Below are 17,921 nucleotides of genomic sequence, written 5' to 3'. Positions count from 1 at the left end.
GCGCACCGTACGCGCAACCGGGGGACCAGTGGGCGCACGCCCGCTTACGGGAGAGGAGTCCTAGGCTGTCCTCCCGGTGTACGCCTGGCCGGGCGCCACTCACGGATCACCTCGCACACCCGTATTGACAGGGCCCGGGTCCAGACCGCACCGTGAGCCGCGCCACGAGTGTCCGTGGTTCCGCAGCCGACGGAATGCGACGACCTTCGACGAAAGGGGCCCGCGGGCATGGGTGAGAGCGACCGGCTGACCGGGCAGTACTTCGACGCCGCGATCGACCTGCTGCGCCGGGTGCGCGACGAGGAGGGCGAGCGCATCGACGCGGCCGGCGAGCTGATCGCCGACACCGTCGCCGCCGGCGGCCGGATCTTCGCCTTCGGCGCCGGGCACTCCTCCCTCCCCGCCCAGGACACCGTCTACCGCGCCGGTGGCCTGGCCGTCGTGAACCTGCTGTCCGTGCCGGGCGTCGTCGGTGTGGACGTGCGGCCGGCCACGCTCGGCAGCGCCCTGGAGCGGGTGGACGGGCTGGCCGGGGCGGTCCTGGACACCAGCCCGCTGCACCCCGGCGACGTGCTCGTCATCATCTCCCTGTCCGGCCGCAACTCGCTCCCGGTGGAGATGGCCATGAACGCGCGGGCGCTGGGCCTGAAGGTCGTCGGGCTGACGTCCGTGGCCTACGCGGACGAGACCAAGTCCCGGCACGTCTCCGGCACCTACCTCAAGGACCACTGCGACATCGTCGTGGACAGCAAGGTCGCGGTCGGTGACGCCGAGTTGTCGGTGCCCGGCATCGAGGCGCCGTTCGCGCCCGCCTCGACCGTCGTCACCAGCGCGATCATGCAGGCCATGATGGCGACGGCCGCGGGCGCGCTGGCCGACCGCGGCATCGACCCGCCGCTGCTGCGCTCCGGCAACGTGGACGGCGGGCACGAGTGGAACGGCCGGGTGATGCAGGAGTACGCGGACCGGATCTTCTACCGGCAGTAGGGGCGGCTACCCGCAGTGGGGGCGGTGGCTGGCGGTAAGGGCGGTGGCTGCCTTCTGTCGGCGGTCGCGGCAGGCCCTGGCACCGGCGGCGAGCGCGGTCCGTGCGGCCTTCTCGCCTGCGGAAGCGATCGGGCGCGTCTCGCGGAACGTACGCACGATCAGTGGGTCCCTCGCGCCCCGGCGGCTCCCCGTGCCCCGGCAGCCCCTCGCACGCCCAGGCACGTACGCGTACGACGACCCGGCCCGGCGAAACGCCCCCTCACCCCTTCCCCAGCACCCCCGCCAGATCCAGCGCGGCGGCGATCCGCGCGGCCACGTCCTCCGCGTACGCGGCGTCCGCGCGGTCGAAGGGGCGGCGGGAGGCCCCGCGCAGGAACGTGGTCACCCCCAGGGTCCGTCCGCGGCTGCGCAGCACCACGCACAGCCCGTGCACCGTGCCGTCCGGCCACTTGCGCGCCGCCGACCATCCGGGGGACGGCGCGGACGACCCGGCGCCGGCGCGGACCGAGCCGCACCGTTCGAACGCCTGCAGCGCGGGGTGGCCGGGCGGGTACGCCACCGGGATGCCGGTCGCCGGGACCGCCTCGGACGGGCCGGGCGCGCCCGCCGGGGAGGCGATGACGCGGGTCAGCCGGGGCCAGGCCCGCCCCGGCCCGCCGAGCCCGCCGCCCGCTCCCCGTCCGCGGCCTTCCGCGCTCTCCTCGGTGATCGCGCACAGCCCCTCGGACATCCCGGACATTTCAGAGACTTCGGACGCGCCCGGCTCACCAGAGGCTCGCGTCGGCTCGTCCACCTCCTCCGTGCCGCCTCGCCGTGCGCCCCGCGTCTCCGCCCCCGTCGCCACGTCCACCAGGCCGTGGTCGGCGAAGCCGGCGAGGGCGAAGTCGAGGTGGACCACGGCGGCCTCCAGCGGGTCCTCGCACTCCGCCGCCGCGCGGCCCGCCCGGTGCAGCTGGCGGGCGCGGAAGCGCAGCAGCGAGCCCTCCTGTTCGGCGCGCTTGGCCTCCGTCACGTCCTGGAAGAGCCAGCCCACACCCAGCGGAACCGGTTCCTCCGCCAGCGGCGAGGCCAGCCGCAGGAAGCCGCTGCGCCAGCAGCGGCGCGGCTCCTCGGCGTCCGCGGACCGCAGCGTCACCCACAGCTCGGCGGGCGCGGGCGGCGCCCCCTCCGCGAGGACGTGCTGCAGCGCGCCTTCCAGTTCCTCCGCCCCTTGGGTGAGCAGGTCCCCCAACGGGCGTCCCAACAGGGCCGTCCGCCCCACCCCCAGGGCGCGGGCCGCGTGCGCGTTGACGACGGCGGGACGGAGATCGGCGTCGACCAGCACCACGCCCCAGGACGCGTCGTCGAACAGCGCCTCACTGAGCGCGATCGAACGCTCCAGGTCGATCTGCGCGTGCACCTCGCTGAAGGCGCAGTACACGCCGACGGGCGTGCCGTCCGTGCCGGTGACAACGGAGGACTGGGTGCGGACGAGAACCCGGCGCCCGTCCTTGGTCAGCAACGCGAACTCGTTGACCTGGCGGCCCGGTGCGGTCATCGCGGCCAGCAGCCGGGCCTGGACCTCGTCGGCGTCCTCCTTGCGGACCGCCCAGCCGGCCAGCCCAGGGCGGCCGACCGCCTCGTCCGCCGACCATCCCAGGAGGCGCTCGGCCTCGCGGTTCCAGTGCGTGACCGTGCCGTCCGCCCCGAAGGCGCACAGGGCGGCGTCCATTCCGTTCAGCAGGGCGGCGAGGAGGCCGGAGTCGTCGCTCTCCGGCGGCTGTTCCCGGGGCATCGTCCGGTCCGGTTCTTCGGCCGGGGTGGCCTCGGAGCGGTGTGACGGAGACGAAGCAGTCACGGGCACCCCCAATGAACGCGGTAGCAGACGTTCCGATGAACGCGGTGCAGGCGCTGCACGTCGGATCATTCAACTCGAACGTGACCCAGCCCACACCCCATTCGCGGAAATCGGTGCCCGCGGGAAATTCGGTTGTCCGGCTCCGGACTGCTTCTTAGGGTGGCGGTACACGAGAAGGGAGGTGGTTCGGCAGATGTACACACACCGGACGCGTGAGGTGACTGCGGGCTGACGGCCCGTCGTCGCATCAGTGCAACGCCGGTCCGGCGTACGAACTCCGTACGCAGCCGGCCCAATCCCAAGCAGTCACCCGACCCGCGGGCTGCCGGTTCGTCCGACCGGCCCCCATGCGCCGCTCAGGCGCGGGGGAGCAGCCCGCGGGTCGCCTGCGTTTCGTTCCTCGTGCGTTTTTCACGCGTCCTTTGGGGCGCCGTTTCGCTCGGCCGCATGCATCCTCTGGGGCCGTTTCGCTCGCCCGCGCGCGTCGTCTCAGGGCGCGCCGTTCCGGACGGGGCCCGTTCGACCGTTCCTCGCGCGCCCCTGCGGAAGGCACCTCGTCCCGCCATCGGGAGCCCCGGCCGATCCGAAGCGCGCGGGCGGTGACGCGCGGGTGCGTGAGGCGGCACACGACGCGCCCGGAAGCGCGGGGTGCCGCCCCGGCGTCACGGTGCCAGTCGCTCGACCCGCCAGCCGTTGCCCGCGCCCCCGGCGGCCGGGTTCGCTCCGTTGCGCGCCCCCGCCTCCGCGCGGACGTAACGCAGCCGGTCGTGCAGGCGGTTCTCGCGGCCCTGCCAGAACTCGACCGTCTCGGCGGTGACCCGGATGCCGCCCCAGTGCGGCGGGGCGGGCACCTGCTCGCCCGCCGGGTAGCGGGCGGCCAACTCCTCGTAAGCGCGCTCCAGTTCCTCCCGGGAGGCGACGGGGGACGACTGCTCGCTCGCCCAGGCACCCAGTTGGGAACCGTGCGGACGGGTGCGGAAGTAGGCGGCCGTCTCGTCCCGCCCGACCCGTTCGGCGGTACCGGTGACGATCACCTGGCGGGCGAGCGGGTGCCAGGGGAAGAGCAGGGAGACGTGCGGGTTCTCGGCGAGGTCGTGGCCTTTGCGGCTCGTGTAGTTGGTGAAGAAGACGAAGCCGCGCTCGTCGAAACTCTTCATCAGGACGGTCCGCGAGCTGGGGCGGCCCCGGGCGTCGGCGGTCGAGACGACCATCGCGTTGGGCTCGCGCAGCCCGCTCGCCGTCGCTTCTGTGAACCAGTGCGCGAACTGCTCGTACGGGCTGGTGGCGAGGTCGCTCTCGACGAGCCCCTCGGCGCGGTACTGCTTGCGCATGGTCGAGGGGTCGGGGACCTCGGAGAAGGCGGTAACAGGCGCGTCGGCGGAGTGCACGGCCTCATCTTGCAGCATCGCGTGGGAACAGGTGGGCGGGAGGGGCGAAAGTCTGCCCCTGGACGCCCCGCGGTAACCCTTACGTAAGCGAATCGCCCAGTGTGCCGGATGTCACGCTTCCCCGCAGCTATCGGACCGGCCAAAATCAAGGCTCGGCCCGCTGTGGCCTTCGGACAGGGCGAGATATCGTGTCCGCCCTGAAGAGACGCACCACACCGAGTTTTCCGGTGATCACGCCGCCGTGCCCGCGGGCCGGCCCGCCGTGAGACGGACCGCCGGGTGACCAACGCCCGGGCGGGGCATCACTGGGATGGCCGGACCGGACCGCGAGCTGCCGGACGCAGCCGCGTACCCGTTCCGACCTGTACGCCAGACGCTGACAGCACGGCATGCACGACGCTTGGTCAGGAGCCGCGTGCCGCCCGAACCTTGAGGAGCCGCCTGATGTCCGACTTCGTACCCGGACTCGAAGGAGTCGTCGCGTTCGAGACGGAGATCGCCGAACCGGACAAGGAAGGCGGCGCGCTCCGCTACCGCGGTGTCGACATCGAGGACCTGGTCGGACAGGTGTCCTTCGGGAACGTCTGGGGCCTCCTCGTCGACGGCGCGTTCAACCCCGGTCTGCCGCCCGCCGAGCCGTTCCCGATCCCCGTCCACTCCGGGGACATCCGCGTGGACGTGCAGTCGGCGCTGGCGATGCTCGCGCCCGTGTGGGGCCTGAAACCGCTCCTTGACATCGACGAGGCCACCGCCCGGGACAACCTGGCGCGGGCCGCCGTCATGGCGCTGTCCTACGTCGCCCAGTCGGCGCGCGGGCAGGGGCTGCCGATGGTGCCGCAGAAGGAGATCGACAAGGCCGAGACCGTCGTGGAGCGCTTCATGAAGCGCTGGCGCGGCGAGCCCGACCCCAAGCACGTCGCCGCCGTGGACGCCTACTGGACCTCGGCCGCCGAGCACGGCATGAACGCCTCCACCTTCACGGCCCGCGTCATCGCCTCCACCGGCGCCGACGTGGCCGCCGCGCTGTCCGGCGCGGTGGGCGCCATGTCGGGCCCGCTGCACGGCGGCGCGCCGTCCCGCGTCCTGCACATGATCGAGGAGATCGAGCGCACCGGCGACGCCGCCGCGTACGTCCGCAAGACCCTGGACCGCGGCGAGCGCCTGATGGGCTTCGGCCACCGCGTCTACCGCGCCGAGGACCCGCGGGCGCGCGTGCTGCGCCGTACGGCCAAGGAGCTGGGCGCGCCGCGGTTCGAGGTCGCCGAGGCGCTGGAGAAGGCCGCCCTGGAGGAGCTGCACAACCGGCGTCCGGACCGCGTGCTGGCCACGAACGTCGAGTTCTGGGCCGCGATCGTGCTGGACTTCGCCGAGGTCCCGGCGCACATGTTCACGTCCATGTTCACCTGCGCCCGCACGGCCGGGTGGAGCGCCCACATCCTGGAGCAGAAGCGCACCGGCCGCCTGGTCCGCCCGTCGGCCCGGTACGTCGGCCCGGCGGCCCGCAGCCCGCACGACATCGACGGGTACGCGGCGGTGAAGCGGCTGGGGGCGGTGAAGGCGGGGGGCTGAGATCGCGGGTGCGGGCTCGGGGCGCGTTCGGGGCGCGTTCGGGGCGCGTTCGGGGCGCGTTCGGGGCGCTTGCAGGGCGCTTCCTGGTCGGTTCGGGGGCGTTTCCGGGGCGCTTGGACGTACGCCCTTGGAGCGCTTGAGGGCGCTCTGCGCCGCTGATGTATGACGTGTCTTCGCGGGGTGCGGCCTTGGGGCCGCACCCCGTTGCCTTGTCCGCGGCTTGGCCGATCGCCGGGGCCACCGCGCCGTCCCGCCCGGCCGTTAGCCGGAATCAGCTGTCGCCCCCTGTGTCACGTCCGTCACTTCCTTGATTCGCCCGGGCGCCGCTTTGAGCTCCCCTTTACTATCCTCAGGGCGCCCGTAACGTACGCGCGCCGCACCGCGCGCCCGGGAACAGGCGAGCCGAGGGGGACATACATGGCGGAAGGCAACACAAAGATCAGCAATCCGGCGCGACTCATCAGCGCCGGGACCCAAGCGCGCCAGGTCGCGGGCGACACCAAGACCGCCGGTCAACTCCCGGTGGACGACACCCGTGCCGCGTCCCGGAACTTCAGCGGCGGCCATTGGGACGGCGGCCTGGGCTCCGCGCTGAACGGGTTGGCGGAAACCTGGTCGGGGCAGTGCTCGGCCCTGGTCAACCGCGTGGCGGGGCTGGGGAACAACCTGGAGAGCACGGGCAACGGCTACAACAACGTGGAGCGGACGAACGCTCACACCATGCGGTCGGTCCCGCGGGAGACGTCGCCTTTCGGCTGAGGGCGGGCATTCCCCGTGCGGAAGCCCGGAATTCCGTACTTCCTTTCCGGTTTCCGCCGACGGCCGGGCCTGATCAGCGCCCCCAGCCGTGCTGGGCGCAGGCGTCACCGCTTCCTTCGCGGCAGGCACCGTCCACATCGCCCGTATTCAGCGCACTGATCACCATCAGAGCGCTGCCGCACATCACCGACACCACTGCTCGGATCACCCACATCACCACGATCATCACCATCATCACGGGGAGCTCGGCGTGCCGAAGTACGAACAGCTTTATCACCTCGAACTCGGCCCGCTGCGGTCGGCCGCGGATCGCTGGCAGGAGACCGCGCAGAAATTCACCGGCCTGGGGACGGAGTTCGCGGATCGCGTGGACCGCCCCTTCCGCGACGCCGGCTGGAGTGAACCTGCCGCGACCGCCGGCCAGGCCGAGCAGCAGACGCAGCAAGCCAAGCAGGAATACGCCGACGCGGCGGCGGAAGCCAAGGCCGTGTACGGCGTCCTCAACACCCTGCACGAGGAACTGAAGCAGGCCAAAACCGAACTGCACCAGGTCGCGGACGTCGAGGCCAAAAAGCAAGGCCTGCGCGTCGACGGGAAGGGAACGGTCACACCGCTGCACGACCTGTCCAAGGACAGCGGCGCGATACACGACCCGGATGGCCCCGAACTCATACGCAAGCAACAGGACCAGTGCGACGCCCTGGCCGCACGCCTGACGCGCATCCTGCAACGCGCCGCCGAGGCGGACGAGACCGCCTGCTGGGGGCTGAGCCGCAACCTCGGTGGCAACAAGCAGGACTTCAACGCCAAGGGCCTGGTCACTTCCCTCGACTCCGCCGACGCCGTCCGCGCGACCGACCTCGCGAAAAAGGGCGCGAAGATGACGGACGCCGAACTGAAGCAGCTCGACGAACTCCTCAAGAACAACCGGGGCGACAAGGAGTTCGCGGAGAAGTTCGCCGTGGAGATGAAGGCGAAGGGCACCCTCCAGCTCTGGGCCGAACTCACCGGCCGCCCCCTGGAGGGCGGACAGCTCAGCCAGGCACGCCAGGCCATCCTCAAGAACATGCAGGTCGATCTCAGCCACACCCTGGCCCTGGCCAGCCAGTCCGACAGCAAGGCGATGGAAGCCTGGAAATCGGACATGCTCAAGCTCGGCCCGGGACACGTCCCCAACCATTCAAACTCCAGCCCGAACGGCTTCCAGGTCATGAGCAGCCTGATGCGGCACGGCAAATACGACGACGACTTCCTGGCCGACTACGGGAAGCAGCTCATCTCGTACGAGAAGAAGACGGCCAAGGAGTACGGCGGGCTCGACCAGGTTTGGCAAGCCGGTATATACGGTGACCGCCTGAACTTCGGCGCCGAGAACGACGCGGGTGGCGACCCGATGACGGGGTTCATGCAAGCCCTGGGCCACAACCCCGCCGCCTCCGCCGACTTCTTCAAGCAGCGCGACAACTTCGACTACCTGGTCGGCGGCTCCGACGACCCCGCACGGGAATGGCCCTCCGACAGCATCTACGGCGACAAGAGCAAAACGCTGGCCGGCCACGACGCCCTGGGCCACGCCCTGGAATCCGCGACGCTCGGCGTGCCCTACGACGCGCCCGTTCCGCCCCTGCACCGGACGAAGGACGGGGCCGAGGTCATGGAGCAGGTGGTGCAGGTGTACGGCGAGCACCCCGAGTTGCTGCACAAGAGGCCGGGGAGCGAGGACAGTGTGGCCAAGATGGGGGCGGCTTACATCGATGATTTGAACAACGGGATGGCGGATTTCGGTACCTACCGGGACGGCGGAATGCACCCGCTCTATGAAACGAAGGGACAGGCGCACGCTGCCATCACGCGCGATCAAGCCCTGGATTTCATTGCCGTCATGGGCCAGACGGAGGATACACACGCCACGATGTCCCAGGCCCAGCAGGCCTATAGCCTCGGGATCCTGGAATCGGAATACGCCGACCCCAACAAACACCCGGCGACGGCTCACCGAGCGGTTTACGCCGGTGCCGAAGTGCACGGGCTGCTCGACAACTCACGCCTTGACCAGATCCGGGCGGATGCCAACGATGACATGGAGAAGCAGAAGGAAGAACTGGCAAAGACGGGCGACTGGGTCAAGTGGGGCGTCGGCACTGTCATAGGCGGAGGAGTCAGCCTGGTTACCGGAGGCACCACCGCACCGGTCGCCATACCCATAGCCGCCGGAGTCGTTGGCGGCGCCCTTGGGACTCATATAAACCACGAGGTGGACGACGCGATCAAGCGCTTCGAAATAGACAAGACCGATGACATACAGGAAGCCGACAAGAAATACAGGAGGGCGGGAGAGGCCAACGCCGTATATCCCGCGAAGGCTTACGGAGAAGCCCACAAGCTCCCACTGGACTCGGAGACCACACAGAAGTTGGTGGCCGCAGCCCAACAGGGTTACGCAGACGGCAAGACGCACGACACTTTCACTTACAAGTCGGATGACGAGTGATGCGAATACTTACCCGCGCACGCCACATTTCCGGCGTCGCAGTTATTGCCGTCCTCCTTGCCGGGTGCTCCGGAGAAGCGGACCATCCTGCTCCTGGTTCCGACGGCACGCCCCCGGAAAAACTGGCCGCAGTTTTCTGCGAACGATCTTTGCCCCCTTCGGCGCAACGAGAATTCGGCAAGCTCTTCGCAGGCGCCCGCCTGAAGGAGGACACGAAGCAGGGCCTGAAGGGTGCTGCAGCCGCACTCAAAGCAGGGACACCCGACGCGGGTTCCCTCGAAGTGGACTCCTGCGGCGCGAATTCCACCGATGTGAACGACAAGTGGATGCAACTGAGCTTCGGCTGGGGATCCACCCCCGCCAGGCCCTCCCGGCCTGGTGAGGCTTATTTCGAGGCAGGCGCCGGAACCTACGTAGCCAACGACCTGGCTTTCAGCACAGTCGAGTGTGAAATACCGGTGAGCTGGCGCAAAGGGAACACTCGGTACCTCCGTTCCCGGCTCTCGGGCCCGCAGTCCAGCATGAAGCCTGAGGACGCCCACAGAGCCCGCGCCGCCGTCCTCTACTCCCTCACCCGCAAAATGGCCCAGCACCTCCACTGCCCCGGCGCCGACAAACTCCCGGAGAACCCCGACCTCACCCCGGTCGATCCCCCGTCCCCGTCCCCGACCCCATCTCCTTCGAAGGGCTCAACGCCTCGTCAATGATCCGGGACCACTGCTCCACCACGCGTTCGCGGCGGGCTCGGTCGTCGGTGAGGAGGTTGGCGAGGCCCAGGCCGCGGGCCATGTCCAGGAGGCCCTGGACGGTTTCGCGGATGCCGGGGAGGGATTCGTCGGCTTCGAGCAGGGATATGGCCGTGCGGTGGGCCTCGCGGCCGACGCGGGATTCCAAGGCGGTGACGCGGTCGCGGAGTTGGTCCTCGTCGGTGGCGGCCACCCAGAGGTGGAGGGCGGCGCGGAAGAGGGGGCCGGTGTAGAGGGCGACGATTTCGCGGACGACGGTGCGGGTGCGGGCCAGGGAGCCGACGGGGGGCAGGTTGGCGGCGACCGCTTTGAGGGCGGCCTGTCGTTTCTCCGCCACGTGTTCGACGGCGGCCGTGAAGAGGTCCTCGCGGGTGCGGAAGTGGTGCTGGGCGGCACCGCGGGAGACGCCGGCACGTTCGGCGACCACGGAGACGGTGCTGCCGTTCCAACCGCGTTCGGCCAGGCAGGAGATGGCGGATTCCAGCAGTTTGAGGCGGGTGGCCCGGCTGCGTTCTTGCTGGGGTTGCTTGGTGGTGCGGGCAGCGCCGGTGGTCCCCGCCGGGGTTACCGTGCCCATGCCGGGTCCCGTCGTTGGAGGAAGGCCGTCATGCCCTCGCGGGCCTCGTCCGAGGCGAACAGACGGGCGGACTGCTCGGCGAGAGGCTCGGTGTCGCGGTCGAAGGTGCGCAGGATGTCGGCGGTGACGAGCTTCTTGGATTCCGCCAGCCCTTGAGGGGAGCCCTTGCGCAGGCCGTCCAGGACGGCGGCGAGGGCGGCGTCCGGGTCTTCGGCGTGCAGGGTCACCAGGCCGATGCGGGCGGCCTCGGGCGCGTCGAACCGTTCGCCGGTGAGGTAGTAGCGGGCCGCCGCGCGCGGGTCGAGACGGGGCAGCAGCGGCATGGAGATCACGGCCGGAGCCAGGCCGAGCCGGGCCTCCGTGAAGGCGAAGGACGCGCCGGGACCCGCCACGGAGATGTCGCAGGCGCCGAGCAGCCCCAGGCCGCCCGCGCGGACGTGGCCGGTGACGCGGGCCACCACGGGCTTGGGGAGTTCCACGATGGTGCGCAGCAGGCGGGCCAGCCCGAGTGGCCCCGCCGTCGGCGCGTCCGCGGCGGTGGCCTCCGAAAGGTCCGCTCCCGCGCAGAAGGTGTTGCCGGTGTGCGCGAGCAGGACGGCCCGGACGGAATCGTCGTGCGCGGCGTCGGCCAGTGCCCCGTACAGCTCGGTGACGAGGGCGCGGGAGAGCGCGTTGCGGTTGCGCGGGGAGTCGAGGGTGAGGGTGAGGACGCCGCGGTGGTGGGTGCGGTGGATGAGGGATGGGGTGGTGGTGGGTGGGGTGGCCGCAGGGGTATTCCGGGGTGCTTCGCCTGTGGACGGCTTCTGGTGTGTCGTGCCGCTCCGCGGTCGGGCGGGGGATGTGGGTGCTGCCTGGCCGGCTGACGTTGTCGGCGACGGCTCCGGTGTTTCGTCGGCCATGAGGGCGTGGAACTCCTTTTCTTCGCGCGCGTTCTCGTGCGCGCGCTCGTCGTGCGTGCGCGTCACGGAATTCTGCCGGTCGTGGAGCTCGGTAGGGCGCCCGCGCGCTTGGCTGGGTGCCTTCTTGCGAAGGTTCGGGGCGGGTGCCTCCTTGCGGGGAGGGCTCGCCCTGTGTCGATCCGGTGGGCGACTGCCGGTCAGTGGTGGGCTGGTGTGGAACGGACCCTGCTGTGGCCTGGGTGGGCGGAGGACCTGCTCACGGCGGCTTCGGCCCTCCCGTCCGCTTCGGTGGCCGGACGGCCCGGCGGCGCCATGGACGTTGCGCCGGCTCCGGCGCGGGTGCCATCACCGACGCCCGCTTCCCCTGGCCCTGTCCTCAAGGCGACCGTTCCTGTGTCCGAGGTGACCGGGAGCGATCACCGAAGCCTCCTACTCACTGGTAGTGCGTGGGACGGACTCCCACATTGAGCGGGCCGGGAGCGCACGTCAAGACATTGCCCGCGTTCGCCGGCCGAGGCCTGGGGTCGGCCCGGCCTCGTTATCGAGTGAGGGGCGGGTAGTGTCGGCGCGGGTTGTTCGCGCGGGGCACGCGCTCGTTCGGGCACGTTGATACGGCAGTTGGGGCCGACGCGGAAGTCGAAAAGGCCGCGAAAGTCGGGGCCGGCGGCGGGATTTGCCCTCCCCGAAGCGATCCTTCAGGCCCGTGGCCGGCTTCGGGCTGCCTGGGGTGGGCCGTGCCTTCGTCGGCGTGCGCGGTCCTCTGTCGCTGCCGTCTTCGTGATCTCTCTGCCGATTCCGCTACCCCGTGTCGCCAGCCCCCCTACGCGGGGCACGGCGGGACGGTGGGCAGGTGGCGCACGGCAGGCTGGGCGCGGTCCGCGGCGGCCGGCAGGGGCGGGCCGACGAGCAGACCGCGGGCCACGTGGTCGAGCCCCAACCGGTAGCCCTCCTGGCGAAGCTGCTCCGCCTCGTCGCGCGCGAGGCTGTGGTGGCGCCGGACCTGGCTGCCGACGACGAAAGGCAGGGAGCCGAGGGTCAGACCCGCTCCGATGCTCATACGCCGGGGGGAGTCCGCCGCGGCACCGGCGGCGACCAGGGCGAGGCCGGCGGCGAACACGGTGTGGGTGAAGGTAGTGACGAGCTGCGCGCGATTACTCATCGAGGCGGTGCCTTTCTCTGTGCTGTCCGCTCACGCGGCGGCCGTCTCCGGGCGTACGGAGAGCGCCAACCATGGATTCGAACACGTGGATGGCCTGCGGGTCGGTGATGCCGAGTTCGGCGGCGGCTTGTGCAGGCGTGATGGGGTCAGGGCTGATGGGCCGGGCAGCCGCGGCGAGGTCCTCGGGCTCGGCTACGCCGGCCCGGACCAGGATCTCGCCCAGGGCAACGTGCAGCGCCTGCGACAGGAGTTGCAGGGTCCGCAGGTCGGGAAGCCCGTCGGCGCGCAGCAGCCGGGACACGGTGGCAGGACTGATACCCGAGTCAGCCGAGAAACGCTTCTGCCCCCCTCGCTCCGCGTAGCCTCGGACGGAAAGCTGATCGCGCAACCACGTGGCGAAGGTTTGCGGTGTGTGATGGGCGGGGCGTGATGTCATACCTGAAAGATATCGCGCATGAAAGATACGCACAGCCGGAACCAAGGCTACGCAAGCTTCCCTCCCCCTTTAAGGCCGCCCCTACGACCTCACCCGCCGCACCGCGCCGAACCCAATGACCAGTGGCAGTTTAGGCAGACGATGATCACCTGTCACTGACATCCCCAAACATACCGCCACGTACTGACAACGAGTCGTCGGCACCGTCACCCCTCGGCCCCCGCCATTACGTTTCATGCACGAAACGAGTCTGATAGGTTTCGTTCATGAGAGATTCGATCTTTCGCGAGAGGATCGGCATGGCCACCTATGTTCCCGCCGCCCTGCTCGTCGCTGCCGAGGGGCTCGGCGACCGCACCCCTGCCGACATGGCGCGGCGCATGGGCGTCCCCTACCTCGCCGCCTACCGGTGGGCGACCGGGCGCCACGCCCCCAACCCGTCCGGTCTCGCGGCCATAGAGCGGGCCTACGGACTCACGGCCGCCGACCTGATGCGAGAGGACAGCGCCGCCTGAGGCGGAAGGGGACGGAGGAGAACGCCTTCTGATGCGGACAGCACGCCCCTGGAGTGCGGCGTCCGCCCGTCCTCACGGCAACCGTGCCACCCCCTCCGGCCCTCCGGCCCGCTTCCGTCCGCGCAGGCCGGGTGGCCATTACGGGGACCGGCTTCGCCTGTTCGCCCTTCTCCTCCTCTCGCCCCGCCCCTCGCGTCACCTCCCCGTTCACCACGTCCGCCGTGCCCGGCCCGCCGGGTTCGGCTCGCTTCCGGAGGCGTGCCCATGTTCCGTCCCCAGCTCACCGCCGACGGCCTCGCCGTCCGGCTGCCGATCGCCGACCGCGCGGCGCCACTGCTCGACGAGCTCTCCCTCGCCTACGCCGAGGATCCCGCCGTCATCGGCGCGCTGCTCTTCACGCACGCGGATAGCGTCCGCGCCCTCGACCACGCGGTCGTGTGCGCGGAGGTGGCCGATCACGAACGCGCGCTGCGCGCGGCGCAGGCCGACGGCACGCGGGACGCGCTGCTCGCGGAGGTCGTCGCGGCCGGAAACCTCGATGCCGAACTCAGCCCGCGTGAGGCGATCCGCCTCGCGGACGACCTCACCGTCACCGCCGCTCGCATCTTGGCGCGGAAGGGCAGCCGCCCCGCGTAACCGCCGCCCAGCGGACCGCATGCCACCAGCGCGTTCACCTCTGGTTCCGTGAGTCTCCCCCTCCGGCTGCACACCCCACGGCAGCTGTCCGTCACGAGCCACCAGTCCGCCCCACCAACGCCAACTGCCCCCGGACACGGACGAGGACGAGCCGTGCGGCCCCTTCCTCGGGCGCCGCCTCTCCAAGGAGCGACACCTGTGCCCTGGTTCAAGATCGACGACACCGCGCACGCCCACCCCAAACTGCTGAAGGCGGGCAACGCCGCCATCGGGCTGTGGCTGCGCGCCGGCGCCTACGCCGCCCAGCACCTCACCGAGGGCGCCATACCGGGCGTGGTCGTCCAGCTTTACGGCACACCGCCACAGGTCAGGAAGCTCGTCGCGGCCGGACTGTGGCACGAGCACGGGCACGCGTGCGCCCGGTGTCCCCAACCCACCCCGGGGGACTACGTCATGCACGACTTCTTGAACTACAACCCCAGCCGGGCGCGGGTGGAAGACGACCGGACCAGGGCAGCCGAGCGTCAGCAGCGGTCCCGAGACAAGGCCGCGGCGCGGCGGAACACGTCCGGAACGGTCACCGAGCCCGCCCACGGCGCCTCCCGTTCGCCTGACGAATCACCGGAGGAGCGGAGCCGAAAACTCCTGAACTCGACGTCTTTTCCCCACGTTCCCCCAGGTCAGAACAGCCCGTCACAGAGTGACGCGGTGCCCCCGTCACGCTCTGCCCGGCCCGGCCCGAACCCTCTACCTCCTACGGAGGTAGAACAGACCGTCCCCACGTGCGCGGACGTGCCCGAGGGTCTCCGGCCGCTGCGCGACGCCCTGACGGCTGCCGGCGTCATCGTCTCCTGGGACCTGGCCGCCCCCGACCGGCTCCGTCTGGAGTCGATCAGCCGACGGACCGCGATGGCCGTGCTGGTGGAGCACGCGTGCGCCGCATGGCACCGGGCACGCAGCCGCCCGAGGTCCGTCCGCTACTTCCTGCCCGGCTGGGCCGCGCTCCCGCCCGTCCCCGAAGGCGCCCCCACCGCACCGAACGCCGACGTCATCCCCCTCCCCGCCGGACCGCGCCGGGTCCGGGCCGCCGCGGAACTGTTCGCCGTGGCACTCGCCGAGAGCCCCCAGGAGTCCATACGGTGAACCGCCAGGAGACCGCCGCCCTACTCGCGTACGTCGCGCGCCTCGATCCCCGGTCCACCCCCGCCGACCAGGCGGAGGCCGGCGACCGCCTCGACCAGTGGTACGAACTGCTCGCCGACGTACCCGCCACCGCGCCGCATCCCGAAGGGCGCCACTGGGACGCCGCGCAGGCCGTGCGCCACCACATCGCCACCAGTCCGTACCCCATCAAGCCCGCCGACGTGGTCCGTCCGTGGCAGGCCTTCCGCCGGGCCGCCCTGGACCGGCACACCGATCCGGTGCCCGACGCCGATCCCGACGACCCCGCGGCCTACCGCGCCGCACTGCTCGGCACCCGGCTCGCGGTGGCCACCGGGGCGGCAGCGCCCACCACGCTCCGCGAACTCACCACCGGCGGGCCCGCGCCGGAGCTCGCCGCCCGTCTCTCAGCGGTCGGCGAGATGCCGTCCCGCCTACGGGCCGAACTGGCCGAACGAGGCATCGGCAACCGCAGGACACGCTTCCCGGAGCTGTCCGTCGACTGCCCGCGCGCCGACTGCCGGGCTCGTCGGTCCATGCCGTGCAAGCGGCCGTCCGGAGCCGAACTCCGCGACCACACCCACCCGCAGCGGCAGGCCGCCCACGCCGCCGCGCTGTCCGCCTCCGGGGGCGCGGGCGGCTCGTCGTCGCCTTCGCCGCTGTCCTCGCCCTCAGGGTGAGCTGCCGCCCTAGCCACGCCCTACGGGTAAGCAGCCGCCTTCGCCCACGCATCAGCACGACCCGTCCTACGTACAGGAGTTGCCGCACATGACGAACGCCTCCGCCTCCCCCCTCTCCCCGCTCGCACGCCGCGCGGTCGACGACCTCGTCGCCATACGCGAACAGTGGGGTGACCTCCTCGACGCCATCGCACGCCCCCGGGTCACCGAATGGCCCCCGCGGGAACGTGGCGGCTTCCTCGACCAGCTCGCCACCGACGACCGCGGGCGGGACGACGCCGTTCCCACCGCGCCCGTCATCGGCCGGGTGCCGCTCGTCCTCCGCGAGCACCCGGCGCCCGCCAACCTCGACGCCCTCGATACCGCCGTCCACGTCGAGCGGTCCGTCTTCGCGCTGGCGGACGCGCTCGCCGACGCCGTGCAACACGTGCCCGCCACGGACACCCGGCACTGGCACCCGCGCAGCCCCGGTGCGGTCGACGGCCTGCGGGCCGCGGGCTCGCGCGCGTACGGCCTGCACTGGGCCTGCGTGTGGATCGAGGATCGGGTGCTCGGGACCGGCACCCAACCTGAGCGGGACGGGACCGGCGCGCCCGTTACCGCGCCGTTCGACCCGCTCCCCGCGCACCTCCTGGACGAGGTGGTCCGCGTGACGCGCGACGGCCGGCGGCGCATCGCCCGGGTGCTCACTCCGGAAGCGATCACAGCGACCCGTACGTTGCCGGTGCCCTGCCCGGGGTGCGGCGGCGCGCTCAGCGTCAGCGCCGCCCCTGCCGAGCCGCCCACTGTCACGTGCACGACCGGAGCCGCGTGCGGCGCCGACGAACAGGGGCACCGGGTGTGGGAGTGGCCGGCCTCCCTTCCCCTGCTGCTGTCCGCGGCGCGGGGCGCGGGCGGCGCCACCTGGTTCTCGGGGGATGTGGCATGACGCGGGTGCCGCGGACGGTACGGGGTGCCGCCGACACCACGGGCGGCGCTGGAGGCACCAGGGCGCTGCGACATCGTGCCGCCCCGCGTATCACGGAGTATCAGGTGCGTCCCAACAACCCCGCTCGTCCCCCCTGTTGCTTCCGTTATCAATCCGTGATCTAATAGGAGCCGTCTCCGGCATGCCCGGAAACATCTCCAGCTCATCGAGCTCTCGGGGCCGCTCCGTTACCGACGCCCCACATCGCAGCTGATCCCGTTCCGCGCCACCAGTCGGCCGTGACCGCGATCGACTCCGTGTGCGACGACCCGGTGAGCGCGATCCCGCGGCACACCAACCAGATGGCCGCTCATGCGAGTTGCCCACTGGCGCCGCCAGTCGATCGCTTCGCCGATGACTGGCCGATACCCGAGTCCGTGACGTGCGCGCCGCCACGGACCCGTACGGCGCCCACGTGCCCGGGTGCTCCACCGCAACCTCACCACCGACCGCCGCATTTCGCGGTCGCTCACCGATTCCACCGACCGCGTATCGACGCCTCGTCGGCGCAGCACCCCTACTGGAGGGCGTATTTCGCAATGGCCAATACCGCATCGTCCATGATCGCCGAGTGCGCAAAGCACATCGGCTACAAGGAAGGCCCGAACAACGACAACAAGTTCGGCGTCTGGTACCCGATGAACCACCAGCCGTGGTGCGCGATGTTCATTTCGTACTGCGCCGCGTACTCCGGGAACGACGACATCATTCCCAAATACGCGGCCTGTGTGAACGGCGTTGCGTGGTTCAGGGAACGGGGTCTGTACGACTCCACGCCGAGCGTCGGTGCCATCGTCTTCTACGGCCCCGGCGGCGGCGATCACACCGAGATCGTCGAGTCGTTCGACGAGACCACCATCACGACCATTGGCGGAAACACCAACAACGACGGTTCCTCCAATGGCGACGGCGTCTACCGCCGTCACGTCAAGCGCAACTCCACCCGCATTCACGGGTACGGACACCCCAATTACAAGCAGGAAGAGGATCTCGATATGCCGAAGCGTGTGAGCCTGGGTCGTAACGCCGAAGCCGTGTTCAAGCCGAACGAGCGCAAGGAACTCGTCTTCGACGTCGAGTACGACGACGCCGGCAACCAGCACGGCGCCGGCGG

The 17,921-nt window shown here is 70.9% G+C and carries 17 protein-coding genes; 10 read left to right on the top strand and 7 right to left on the bottom strand.

The genetic code is table 11. The features are described 5' to 3' along the window. Window positions 1–228 precede the first annotated feature (228 nt). Window positions 229–987, top strand: coding sequence for an SIS domain-containing protein (locus ABZX96_RS04340; protein ID WP_355537593.1), 759 nt, complete (start codon window positions 229–231; stop codon window positions 985–987). Between the two features lie 259 nt (window positions 988–1,246). Here the strand turns inward: ABZX96_RS04340 and ABZX96_RS04335 are convergent, their stop codons facing one another. Continuing rightward, entirely contained in the window at window positions 1,247–2,761 is a 1,515-nt protein-coding gene (locus ABZX96_RS04335) for a PAS domain-containing protein (RefSeq protein WP_355538020.1), read from the bottom strand. A 725-nt stretch (window positions 2,762–3,486) separates the two neighbouring features. Then, window positions 3,487–4,155 (bottom strand): pyridoxamine 5'-phosphate oxidase, encoded by a 669-nt coding sequence (gene pdxH / locus ABZX96_RS04330; RefSeq protein ID WP_355538017.1) that lies wholly within the window; start codon window positions 4,153–4,155, stop codon window positions 3,487–3,489. A 501-nt stretch (window positions 4,156–4,656) separates the two neighbouring features. On the opposite strand from pdxH, the gene ABZX96_RS04325 reads away from it, so the two are divergent. Together ABZX96_RS04325 and ABZX96_RS04320 are read left to right on the top strand one after the other, a co-directional pair. Beyond that, a complete protein-coding gene (locus ABZX96_RS04325; protein ID WP_355537590.1) occupies window positions 4,657–5,781 on the top strand; it encodes a citrate synthase 2 in 1,125 nt (374 codons plus the stop codon). 417 nt (window positions 5,782–6,198) lie between these two features. Further along, entirely contained in the window at window positions 6,199–6,540 is a 342-nt protein-coding gene (locus ABZX96_RS04320) for a type VII secretion target (RefSeq protein ID WP_355537587.1), read from the top strand. A gap of 73 nt (window positions 6,541–6,613) precedes the next feature. Here ABZX96_RS04320 and ABZX96_RS04315 read toward each other — a convergent pair whose 3' ends face one another. Then, complete coding sequence (locus ABZX96_RS04315) at window positions 6,614–6,775, bottom strand: hypothetical protein (RefSeq protein WP_355537584.1); 162 nt, start codon at window positions 6,773–6,775, stop codon at window positions 6,614–6,616. 15 nt (window positions 6,776–6,790) lie between these two features. Here ABZX96_RS04315 and ABZX96_RS04310 point away from each other — a divergent pair, with 15 nt between their 5' ends. Further along, window positions 6,791–9,031 (top strand): hypothetical protein, encoded by a 2,241-nt coding sequence (locus ABZX96_RS04310; RefSeq protein ID WP_355537581.1) that lies wholly within the window; start codon window positions 6,791–6,793, stop codon window positions 9,029–9,031. A 636-nt stretch (window positions 9,032–9,667) separates the two neighbouring features. On the opposite strand, the gene ABZX96_RS04305 is transcribed toward ABZX96_RS04310, so the two are convergent. The 4 genes from ABZX96_RS04305 to ABZX96_RS04290 form a co-directional block, all read right to left on the bottom strand. Beyond that, entirely contained in the window at window positions 9,668–10,354 is a 687-nt protein-coding gene (locus tag ABZX96_RS04305) for a TetR/AcrR family transcriptional regulator (protein WP_355537578.1), read from the bottom strand. Next, the gene (locus ABZX96_RS04300; RefSeq protein ID WP_355538014.1) at window positions 10,342–11,088 is read right to left on the bottom strand and encodes an enoyl-CoA hydratase family protein; all 747 of its coding nucleotides are present in this window, start codon (window positions 11,086–11,088) and stop codon (window positions 10,342–10,344) included. The genes ABZX96_RS04305 and ABZX96_RS04300 overlap by 13 nt, the downstream gene beginning before the upstream one ends. A gap of 985 nt (window positions 11,089–12,073) precedes the next feature. Further along, window positions 12,074–12,412 carry a hypothetical protein gene (locus ABZX96_RS04295; RefSeq protein WP_355537575.1) on the bottom strand — a complete coding sequence of 113 codons (339 nt, stop codon included), beginning with the start codon at window positions 12,410–12,412 and terminating at the stop codon, window positions 12,074–12,076. Next, window positions 12,405–12,848, bottom strand: a complete 444-nt coding sequence (locus ABZX96_RS04290) for a helix-turn-helix transcriptional regulator (RefSeq protein ID WP_355537573.1) — start codon at window positions 12,846–12,848, stop codon at window positions 12,405–12,407. Before ABZX96_RS04290 ends, ABZX96_RS04295 begins: the two co-directional genes overlap by 8 nt. A 266-nt stretch (window positions 12,849–13,114) precedes the next feature. On the opposite strand from ABZX96_RS04290, the gene ABZX96_RS04285 reads away from it, so the two are divergent. The 6 genes from ABZX96_RS04285 to ABZX96_RS04260 all read left to right on the top strand — a co-directional run. Further along, on the top strand, window positions 13,115–13,363 hold the full coding sequence (locus ABZX96_RS04285) for a helix-turn-helix transcriptional regulator (RefSeq protein WP_355537570.1): 249 nt from the start codon (window positions 13,115–13,117) through the stop codon (window positions 13,361–13,363). A gap of 264 nt (window positions 13,364–13,627) precedes the next feature. After that, entirely contained in the window at window positions 13,628–13,999 is a 372-nt protein-coding gene (locus ABZX96_RS04280; protein ID WP_355537567.1) for a hypothetical protein, read from the top strand. A gap of 198 nt (window positions 14,000–14,197) precedes the next feature. Continuing rightward, entirely contained in the window at window positions 14,198–15,142 is a 945-nt protein-coding gene (locus ABZX96_RS04275) for a mucin-2 (RefSeq protein ID WP_355537564.1), read from the top strand. After that, window positions 15,139–15,840 (top strand): cell surface glycoprotein, encoded by a 702-nt coding sequence (locus ABZX96_RS04270; RefSeq protein WP_355537561.1) that lies wholly within the window; start codon window positions 15,139–15,141, stop codon window positions 15,838–15,840. The genes ABZX96_RS04275 and ABZX96_RS04270 overlap by 4 nt, the downstream gene beginning before the upstream one ends. 88 nt (window positions 15,841–15,928) lie before the next feature. Beyond that, window positions 15,929–16,768, top strand: a complete 840-nt coding sequence (locus tag ABZX96_RS04265; protein ID WP_355537558.1) for a hypothetical protein — start codon at window positions 15,929–15,931, stop codon at window positions 16,766–16,768. Between the two features lie 578 nt (window positions 16,769–17,346). Beyond that, a partial coding sequence (locus ABZX96_RS04260; RefSeq protein ID WP_355537555.1) for a CHAP domain-containing protein occupies window positions 17,347–17,921 on the top strand: 575 nt, incomplete at its 3' end.

The sequence above is a fragment of the Streptomyces sp. NPDC003077 genome, assembly GCF_040611095.1.
Classification (GTDB): Bacteria; Actinomycetota; Actinomycetes; order Streptomycetales; family Streptomycetaceae; genus Streptomyces.
Note: the sequence above shows the minus strand (reverse complement) of the source record. Positions and strands in the feature narration are given on the sequence as shown.